Source organism: Streptomyces sp. NPDC031497 (assembly GCF_055580905.1).
Map to the genome: position 1 here is coordinate 121,934 of NZ_JBVIKO010000028.1, position 9,608 is coordinate 131,541.

Below are 9,608 nucleotides of genomic sequence, written 5' to 3' on the forward strand. Positions count from 1 at the left end.
GGGCAGACCGGCGTCCGTGTCTGCCTCGGAGTGGTCGTGGACGACATCGAGCAGCGGGGCGACCCTCATGACGGCTCCTGCGTCGGGAGCGGGGTGTCCGCGCGCAGGAGTCCGCTGTCGCGCAGTTCCTGCCAGAAGGCGGCGGGGACCGGGGTGGCGAACTGCTGTGCCCCGTCCGCGATTTCCGCCGCCGAGCGGGCGCCGACCAGCACGCTCGCCACCGCCGGGTGGGCGGCGCAGAAGGCGAGGGCGGCCGCGCGGAGCGTGCTGCCGTGCTGTTCGGCGAGTGCCTTCAGGCGCAGGGCGCGGGCGAGCAGCTCGTCGGAGACCTGGGCGTAGTTGTAGGTGGCGGCCGGCCTGGGGTCGGCCAGCAGGCCGGAGTTGAAGGCCCCGCCGATCACCACCGACGTACCGCGTTCCTCGGCGGCCGGGAGCAGATCGGCCAGGGCGCTCTGGTCGAGGAGGGTGTAGCGGCCGGCGCACAGCACCACGTCGATGTCGGTGTCGCGGACGAACCGGGTGAGCATGGCCGTCTGGTTCATGCCGGCGCCGATCGCACCGACGACGCCCTCGGCGCGGAGCTTCTCCAGAGCCGGGTAGCCCTCGCGGAAGGCCTGTTCGGCGTGGTCGTCGGGGTCGTGGAGGTAGACCACGTCGACCCGGTCGAGCCCGAGCCGCTCCAGGCTCGCCTCCAGGGTGCGGCGGATGCCGTCGGCGCTGAAGTCCCAGGCCCGGCGGTAGGTGTCGGGCACGGCGAAGCCGTGGGCGAGGTCGTCGCCGTCACCGGGCCCCGGCTCCAGGCGGCGGCCGACCTTGGTGGAGAGGGCGTAGCTGTCCCGGTCGTACTCCCGCAGCGCCTCGCCGAGCCGCCGTTCGGACAGGCCCAGGCCGTAGTGCGGGGCGGTGTCGAAGTAGCGGATGCCCCGCTGCCAGGCGGCGGTGACCGTGTCGTGGGCCTGCTGGTCGGAGACTTCGGTGTAGAGGTTGCCGATCACGGCGGCGCCGAGGCCCAGGGGACTGACCCGGACGCCGCTTCGGCCGAGGGTGCTCACTGGCCCACCGGACGCAGCCTGAGGCCCTGCATACCGCCGTCGACGGCGAGGGAGGTGCCGGTGGTGGCGCCGGACAGCGGGCTCGCCAGGTAGGCGATGGCGCCCGCGACCTCGGCGGCGGAGACCAGGCGGCCGGAGGGCTGGCGGGCCGCCAGGGCGGCCCGTTCGGCGGCCGGGTCGGGGGCCTTGTCGAGGAGGCGGCCGACCCACGGGGTGTCCGCCGTACCGGGGTTGACGCAGTTGACGCGGACGCCCTCGCGGAGGTGGTCGGCGGCCATGGCCAGGGTGAGCGAGTACACGGCGCCCTTGGTGGCGCTGTACAGGGCACGTTGCGGCAGCCCCGCGGTGGCGGCGATGGAGCAGGTGTTGACGATCGCCGCGTGGTCCGAGCGGCGCAGGTGCGGAAGGGCCGCGCGGGCGGTGCGGACCATGCCGAGGACGTTGACGTCGAAGACGCGGCGCCATTCGTCGTCGTCGTTGTCCTCGACCGTGCCCTGGGCGCCGATGCCGGCGTTGTTGACCAGGACGTCGAGGCCGCCGAGGGCTTCCACCGCGCTCTGCACGGCCGTACGCACGGAGGCGTCGTCGGTGACGTCGGCCCGGAAGCCGAGCAGCGGCTTCTCGACGGCGGACGGGTCGAGGTCGAGGACGGCGACCTGGGCGCCGCGCTCGGCGAGGAGTTCGGCGGTGGCCCGGCCGATCCCGGAGGCCCCGCCGGTGACCAGTGCTTTAAGGCCCTCGAAGTCGGTCATGCCGCCTGTCCCTTCTGCTTCTGTGCCTGCATCTGTACCTGCGTCTGCGTCTGTGCGTCGGCGGCCCAGAAGGTGCCGCCCGGATAGGTGTACTCCGCGATGGACTCCGGCCGCATGGCGGCGGAGAAGCCCGGTGCGGTGGGTGCCGTGTAGTGACCCTCCCGGATCACCACCGGGTCGCGGAAGTGGCTGTGCAGATGATCGACGTACTCGATGACCCGGTCGTCGGTGGTGCCGGCGACCGCGAGGTAGTCGAACATCGAGAGGTGCTGGACGAGTTCGCACAGTCCGACGCCGCCCGCGTGCGGGCAGACGGGGACGCCGAACTTGGCGGCGAGCAGCAGGATGGCGAGGTTCTCGTTGACGCCGGCGACCCGGGCCGCGTCGATCTGGACGATGTCGAGGGCGCCGGCCTGGAGCAGCTGTTTGAAGACGATGCGGTTCTGCACGTGTTCGCCGGTGGCGACCTTGACCGGGGTCACCGCCCGGCGGACGGCGGCATGGCCGAGGATGTCGTCGGGGCTGGTGGGCTCCTCGATCCAGTACGGGTCGAACTCGGCGAGCGCCTTGGTCCACCGGATCGCCTCGTCGACGTTCCAGCGCTGATTGGCGTCGATGGCCATGCGGATGTCGGGGCCGACGACCGCGCGGGCGACCCGGCAGCGCCGGATGTCGTCCTCCAGGTCGGCGCCGACCTTCAGCTTGATCTGCCGGAAGCCGTCGGCGACCGCCTGGGCGGCGAGCCGGGTGAGCTTCTCGTCGTCGTAGCCGAGCCAGCCGGCGGAGGTGGTGTAGGCGGGGAAGCCACGCTCCAGCAGCCGGGCCCGGCGCTCGTCGGCGCCTTCGCGGGCGCGCCGGAGGATACCGAGGGCCTCCTCGGGGGTGAGGGCATCGGTGAGGTAGCGGAAGTCGATCTGGCGGACGATCCACTCGGGTTCGGCGTCGGCGAGCAGCTGCCACAGCGGCTTGCCGGCCCGGCGGGCTGCGAGGTCCCACACCGCGTTGATCACCGCCCCGATCGCCATGTGCATCACGCCCTTCTCGGGGCCGAGCCAGCGCAGCTGGCTGTCGCCGATCAGGTCCTGGTAGAGGGTTCCGGGGTCGTCGCAGATCTCGTCGACCGAGCGGCCGAGCACATGGTTCCGCAGCGCGTCGATCGCGGCGACCTGGACATCGTTGCCCCGCCCGATGGTGAACGTGAACCCGTGTCCCTCGTGCCCGTCGGCCGCGTCGGTGCGCAGCACGACATAGGCCGCCGAGTAGTCGGGGTCCGGGTTCATCGCGTCGGAGCCGTCCAGCTCGCGCGAGGTGGGGAAGCGGATGTCGTAGGTGTCGACCGCGGTGACGCGGGCAGAGGGACCGGGGCTCGGGGACACGGATTGCCTTTCCGTCGAGGGGAGTTCGGGACGCGGGTCGATCAGTCCTGGGCCCGTCCCGTGGTGACACGGGCGATCATGAGGGCGACGAGGATGATGCCGCCGTAGATCGCCTGGATCCAGAACGACGGGACCTGCGCCAGGGTGAGCAGGTTCTGGACGACCCCCAGGAGGAGTACGCCGGTCAGGGCGCCGAACATGGTGCCCTTGCCGCCGTCCAGGCTGATCCCGCCGATCACCGCCGCCGCCATCACCGTGAAGATCATGTTGTTGCCCTGGTTGGCGCTGATCGCGCCGACGTAGCCGGTCTGCATGATCCCGCCGACGGAGGCGAGGACACCCGCGACGACGGAGACGCCCAGCACCACCCGGTCGACGCGGATACCGGCCGCGCGGGCCGCCTCCGCGTTGCCGCCGATGGCGTACAGGGCGCGGCCGACCCGGTGGTACTTGAGGATCAGCCCGGCCACGCCGAAGGCGACCGCGGCCAGCCACACCGACAGCGGGACCCGCAGGAAGGTGGAGGTGGCCAGGGAGAAGAACGCGTCGGGCATGCCGAACAGCGTCTTGCCCTTGGTGGCGCCGACGAGCAGCCCGCGCAGGACGATCAGCATCGCGAGGGTGACGATGAAGGCGTTGAGCTTGAACTTCACCACCAGGACGCCGTTGAAGGCGCCGATGACGCCGCCGACGACGAGGACGGCGACCAGGGCGAGCCAGGCCGGCCACCCGGTGCCCCAGCCGGACTCCGCGGTGGGCAGCACCAGCAGGGCGCCGACGGCGGGGGCGATGCCGACCACCGACTCCAGGGAGAGGTCGATCTTGCCGGTGATCAGGATCAGCGACTCGGCGAGGACCACCATCGCCAGGGCCGCCGAGGCACCCAGGATGGAGATCAGGTTCCGTTCGGTGAGGAACGAGTCGTTGACGATCGCGCCGAGGATCAGGAGGACCAACAGCGCGGGTACGAGGGCGAGTTCACGGACCCTGCGGAGCAGCACGGTCTTGGCGGCGCGGGCGTCGGGCACGCGCACGGGGCCGGCGGTCGAGGCCGACGGGGCCTTCGTGTCAGCCATGGTCCGCTCCTTCGGCCGGGGAGTCAGCTCCTGCGGGCATGGAGTCCACTCCTTCTATGGAGGCGATCAGCTCATGGTCGCGCCAGCCCGCCGGGTGCTCGGCGACGACGCGGCCGTGGAAGAGGACGAGGACGCGGTCGCAGCGGCGCAGGTCGTCGAGTTCGTCGGAGACGACCAGTACGGCGGTGCCGTCCTCGCGGGCGTTGTCCATGCGGGCGAGCAGCGACTCCTTGGACTTCACGTCGACGCCCGCGGTGGGGTTGATCAGGACGAGCAGCCGGGGGTCGGAGGCCAGGGCGCGAGCCATGACGACCTTCTGCGCGTTGCCGCCGGACAGGTCGGAGACGGGCTGCTCGGGTCCCTCTGCGTGGATGTCGAGGCGCTCGATCAGCTCGTCGGCGAAGCGGCGCTTGCGGTCGCCGGCGATGAAACCGAAGCGGCCGAGCCGGTCGAGGACGCTCATGGTGGCGTTGTCGCCGATGCTCATGCCGAAGACCAGTCCCTGTCCGTGCCGGTCGCGCGGCACACAGCCGACACCGGCCTTCAGGGCGGCCTGCACATCGCCGAACGGCAGCAGCTCGCCGTCGAGTCGGGCGGCTCCCCCGGTCGGGGTGTACAGCCCGGCGAAGGACTCGGCCAGCTCGATCTTGCCGCTGCCGCTGGATCCGGCGATCCCGACGACCTCACCCCGGCGCACGGTGAGGTCGATGTCCCGGTACGACGGTGCGGTCAGCCCCCGCGCGTCCAGCACGACGGGAGACCCGTCCGCCACCGCCTCGCGGCTGTGGTCCTGCTCGGCGATCGACTCCCCCGCCATGGCCTCCACCAGGGCCCGGCGCGGGAGTTCGGCGACGGGCGCGGTGGTGATCCAGCGGGCGTCGCGGAGCACGGTGACGGTCTGGCAGACCTCGTAGACCTCCTGGAGGTGGTGCGAGATGAACAGGAAGGTCACGCCCGAGTCCTGGAGCGCCCGCATCCGGCTGAAGAGCCGTTCGATCTCCCGGTTGTCGAGCTGGGCGGTCGGCTCGTCGAGCACGATGAACCGGGCGCCGAAGCTCAACGCCCTGGCGATCTCCACCATCTGGCGGTCCTCGACCTTGAGGTCGGCGGTGCGCGCCTCGGGGTCGACATGGACGTCCCAGGTGTCGAGCAGCGCGGCCGCCTCGCTCCGCAGCCGCCGCCAGCTGATGAGACCCCGGTGCAGCGGCTGCCGGTTGATGAACAGGTTCTCGGCGACCGTCAGCTCCGGTACGACCGTGGGCTTCTGGTAGACGCAGGCGACCTTGCTCCGCCAGGCGTCGCGGTCGGCGAGCGGGGGCGCGGGCTCGCCGTCGAAGTGGACCGTGCCCTCGTCGGGGGCCTGGAGGCCGGTGAGGACGCTGACCAGGGTGGACTTGCCGGCGCCGTTGCGGCCGACGAGGGCGTGGGACTCGCCGGGCAGTACGGTGAGCCGGCCGTCGGCGAGGGCGACGGTGGGGCCGTACCGCTTGACGATGTCCCGGGCCTCAACAAGTGGCGTGCTCATTTGACCGTGTTGCCCCACAGCTTCGGGTCGTCCACGTTGTCCTTGGTGACCAGGGGCGCGGGGAGCTGGTCCTCCAGGATGCCGCTGGGCAGCTTGACGATCGTGGAGTCGTGGTCGGTCGGGCCGGGCTTGAACGTCTTCCCCTCCATCGCCGCCTTGATGTAGTACATGCCGTACTTGGCGTAGGCGTCGGCGGGCTGGGAGACGGTCGCGTCGATCTCGCCCTTGCGGATGGCGTCGAACTCCTGCGGGATGCCGTCGTTGGAGACGATCGCTATGTGTCCGCTCTGCCCGGCCGTCTTGAGCATGCCCTTGGACTTCAGGGTCTGCAGGGTCGGGGCGAGGTAGACACCGCCGGCCTGCATGTAGATCCCCTTGATGTCGGGGTTGGCGTTGAGGAGCGTGTCCAGCTTGGACGCGGCCGTGTCGGACTCCCACTTGGCGGGGATCTCCAGCACCTTGAGCTTCGGGTACTTCTTCTTCACGCAGTCCCGGAAGGCCTCGGAGCGGTCCCGGCCGTTGACCGAGGCCAGGTCGCCCATGATCTGCACGACCTTGCCGCTGGTGACGTGCGAGCCGAGGTAGTCGCAGGCCTTGGTGCCGTAGGCGACGTTGTCGGCGCGCACCACCATGGCGACCTTGCCCTTGTCGGGCGCCACGTCCACGGCGACCACCGGCACGCCCTTGCGCTCGGCCTGGTCGAGACCCGCCTCGATGGCCGCACTGTCCAGCGGGGCGACGACCAGCCCCTTCACACCCTGGTTCAGTTCGTTGTTGATGTCGGTGATCTGCTGGGAGGGGTCACTGTTGGAGTTGACCGTCTTCAGCGCCTCGACACCTTCGGACTTCGCCATCTTGGGCACGTAGTCGTTGTACGACTGCCAGAACGGCGAGGTCAGCAGGGGCAGGATCACCCCGACCTTGCCGGTGCCGCCGCCTCCGGCGCTGCCGCTGCCGGTGTCCTTCGTGCTGCCGCACGCGGCGAGCGCGAGCGAGGCGCCGACGGCCACGGCCGTCGCGCCGATCATCCGGTACCTGTTCCGCTTCCCCAGTGTTCTGCCGGGCATCTGGCAGCTCCTCATCGAGCGTGTTCGAGCAGATGCCCGCATACTTATCAGACCACTCGATGCCGTCAACACCCTCTGGACGCGATTTTTCGGCGATTCGAGCCGTAGTGGTCCGACCACATCGCTGGTTAGACTGCGGCGCACCGGCGACAGGAGGAGCGGTGTGGACGAGAGCGGTGTGGACGGACCGGCCCCGCAGAAAGGCACGGTGACGCAGCGCGCCATCGAGCGGATCAAGGCGATGATCGGGGAGGGCCGCCTGGAGCCGGGCCAGCGGCTGCCGACGGAACGGGACCTCGCCGTCCAGCTGGGCATGTCCCGCAGCTCGATGCGCGAGGCGATCCGCGCGCTGACGGTCCTGGGCGTCCTGGAGGCCCGGCACGGCTCCGGCATCTACGTCACCCAGCTGGAGGCGGGTGACCTGCTGGAGACGTTCGGGGTGGTCGCCGATCTGTCACGTGGACCGCAGCTGGTGGAGTTGCTGGAGGTGCGGCGGGTCCTGGAGTCGACGGCGACGGCACTGGCCGCCGCGCGGATCACGCCCGACCAGCTGGCCGAGGTGGAGAAGCATCTGACGGCGATGAACGCGACGGACGACCCGGAGGAGATCCTCGCGCACGACCTCGCGTTCCACCGGGTGATCGCGGGCGCGGCGGGGAACGACACGATGGCCGCGATCCTGGAGGGACTGTCGTCGCGGACGTTCCGGGCGCGGGTGTGGCGGGGGTTTCAGGAGGAGGGGGCGTTCGCAAGGACGCGCCGCGAGCACGCCGCGATTCACCGGGCCCTCGTCGCCCGGGATCCGGAGGCGGCGAGGGCTGCGGCGGCTTCACACGTGGGTGAGGTGGAGGAGTGGCTGCGGGTGCAGCTGAGGGGTTGAGACCGGGGACTTCGGCCGCGGGTGCGTTGTGGCTGGTCGCGCCCACGCGGCGGTAGCCGCAAAGGGATACAGCCCCGCGGCTCCTGAAGGGGCGCTCAGACCCGCGCCAGTCGCAGAGTCACCAACTCGAACGGTCGTAGGCGCAGAGAGACGCGGTTTCCCGCCCACTCGGGAAGGTCCGGCAACGGTCGTTCCAGCAGGTCCGTCACCTCGACTCCCGCGACCTCGAAACCCGCCGTCAGCGTCGCGCGGGCCCGGCCGCCGTGGGCCTCGTGGAAGCGGACCACCACATCCCCGCTGCCGTCGTCCGCCAGCTTCACGGCGGTGACGACGACCGCGTCGTTGTCGACCGTGACCAGCGGAGCCACCTCCCGCGCACCCGTCACCCTTCGCTCCGGCAGGTTGACGCGCCACCCCTCCCGTACCGCGTCCGCGATTCCCGCGCCCGGTACCAGTGCGTGCCGGAAGCGGTGGACGCCCTGGTCGGTCTCGGGGTCGGGGAAGCGCGGGGCGCGCAGTAGGGAGACGCGGACCGTGGTCGTCGTGCCCCGGTCGCCGTCCGTGCGGACCGCGCGGGTCACGTCGTGGCCGTACGTGGAGTCGTTGACGATCGCCACGCCCCAGCCCGGCTCCTCCAGGTGGATGAAGCGGTGGTTGCAGGCCTCGAACTTCGCCGCCTCCCATGAGGTGTTGGTGTGGGTCGGGCGGTGGAAGTGGCCGAACTGGGTCTCCGACGCGTAGCGTTCGGCGTGCAGGTCCAGCGGGAAGGCCAGCTTCAGGAACTTCTCCGTCTCGTGCCAGTCCACCTCCGTGTCGATCAGCAGCCGGCTCTCGCCCGGCGACAGCGACAGCACCTGGGTGACGCGGGAGGAGCCGAAGGACCGTGCGATCCGGACCGAACGGCCGTCCTCGCCGACCGACAACTCATCGATGTCGATGAGGTGCGTGACCGCGTTGCGGTAGAAGGCGTCGACGTCCCAGGCGTCCCACATGTTCGGGAAGTCCGGGTGGAGTTGGAGCAGGTTGGCGGCCGTACCGGGGGCGATGGTCTCGCGTTCGGCGGCCAGGTCGTACGCGGACACGACCAGGCCCCGGGCGTCGATCTCGATCCGCAGCAGGCCGTTGGAGAGGATCCGGCCGCCCTCGGGGCGCTCCGAGATCGTCACCTGCCCGGACGGCTCCTCCTCGCCGGCGCCCCCGGCGGGGATGCCATGGCGACTGTGCGGTGCCGGGTTGAAGACCAGGCTCCGCGCCCCCTCCCCCGCCAGGGCCCGCTGGGCCGCGTCGATGATCCCGTCGAGTTCGGCGGCGACCCGCTGATAGGTCGCCCGGGCCTCACGGTGCACCCAGGCGATCGACGAACCGGGCAGGATGTCGTGGAACTGGTGGAGCAGGACCGTCTTCCAGATCCGGTCCAACTCCTCGTACGGGTAGGGGAATCCGGTGCGGACAGCGGCTGTGGTCGCCCACAGCTCGGCCTCCCTCAGAAGGTGTTCGCTGCGCCGGTTGCCCTGTTTGGTCCTGGCCTGGCTGGTGAGGGTGGCACGGTGGAGTTCGAGGTAGAGCTCGCCCACCCAGACGGGCGGGTCCTGGTATTCGGCCTCCGCCTTCTCGAAGAACTTCTCCGGGGTCTCCCAGACGACCGTCGGCGCGCCCTCCAGGTCCCGTACCCGGGCCGCCTTCGCGACCATCTCCCGGGTCGTGCCCCCGCCTCCGTCACCCCAGCCGGTCGGCGCCAGGGAGTGCCGCGCCCGGCCCTTGTCCTTGAAGTTGCGCGCCGCGTGGGCGAGTTCGCTGCCCTTCATGGAGCAGTTGTAGGTGTCGACGGGCGGGAAGTGGGTGAAGATCCGGGTGCCGTCGATGCCCTCCCACTGGAAGGT

8 protein-coding genes are annotated in these 9,608 nt (G+C 70.8%); 1 reads left to right on the top strand and 7 read right to left on the bottom strand.

What is annotated here, in order from left to right:
- Window positions 1-65 precede the first annotated feature (65 nt).
- From ACZ5K7_RS39825 to ACZ5K7_RS39850, 6 genes are read right to left on the bottom strand one after another with little or no spacing between them, the layout of a single operon-like run.
- A complete protein-coding gene (locus ACZ5K7_RS39825) occupies window positions 66-1,052 on the bottom strand; it encodes an aldo/keto reductase (RefSeq protein ID WP_468921858.1) in 987 nt (328 codons plus the stop codon).
- On the bottom strand, window positions 1,049-1,804 hold the full coding sequence (locus ACZ5K7_RS39830) for an SDR family NAD(P)-dependent oxidoreductase (RefSeq protein ID WP_468921861.1): 756 nt from the start codon (window positions 1,802-1,804) through the stop codon (window positions 1,049-1,051). Before ACZ5K7_RS39830 ends, ACZ5K7_RS39825 begins: the two co-directional genes overlap by 4 nt.
- Entirely contained in the window at window positions 1,801-3,180 is a 1,380-nt protein-coding gene (locus tag ACZ5K7_RS39835; RefSeq protein ID WP_468921864.1) for an L-fuconate dehydratase, read from the bottom strand. The genes ACZ5K7_RS39830 and ACZ5K7_RS39835 overlap by 4 nt, the downstream gene beginning before the upstream one ends.
- Before the next feature lie 41 nt (window positions 3,181-3,221).
- The gene (locus ACZ5K7_RS39840; RefSeq protein WP_351703630.1) at window positions 3,222-4,256 is read right to left on the bottom strand and encodes an ABC transporter permease; all 1,035 of its coding nucleotides are present in this window, start codon (window positions 4,254-4,256) and stop codon (window positions 3,222-3,224) included.
- Window positions 4,249-5,781, bottom strand: coding sequence for a sugar ABC transporter ATP-binding protein (locus tag ACZ5K7_RS39845; RefSeq protein ID WP_468921868.1), 1,533 nt, complete (start codon window positions 5,779-5,781; stop codon window positions 4,249-4,251). The genes ACZ5K7_RS39840 and ACZ5K7_RS39845 overlap by 8 nt, the downstream gene beginning before the upstream one ends.
- Window positions 5,778-6,848 carry a sugar ABC transporter substrate-binding protein gene (locus ACZ5K7_RS39850; RefSeq protein WP_468921871.1) on the bottom strand — a complete coding sequence of 357 codons (1,071 nt, stop codon included), beginning with the start codon at window positions 6,846-6,848 and terminating at the stop codon, window positions 5,778-5,780. Before ACZ5K7_RS39850 ends, ACZ5K7_RS39845 begins: the two co-directional genes overlap by 4 nt.
- 178 nt (window positions 6,849-7,026) lie before the next feature.
- On the opposite strand from ACZ5K7_RS39850, the gene ACZ5K7_RS39855 reads away from it, so the two are divergent.
- Window positions 7,027-7,728, top strand: coding sequence for a FadR/GntR family transcriptional regulator (locus ACZ5K7_RS39855; RefSeq protein ID WP_351703829.1), 702 nt, complete (start codon window positions 7,027-7,029; stop codon window positions 7,726-7,728).
- Window positions 7,729-7,823: 95 nt separating this feature from the next.
- Here ACZ5K7_RS39855 and ACZ5K7_RS39860 read toward each other — a convergent pair.
- Window positions 7,824-9,608 (bottom strand): alpha-mannosidase (locus ACZ5K7_RS39860; RefSeq protein ID WP_468921874.1); only part of this gene is annotated, 1,785 nt, incomplete at its 5' end.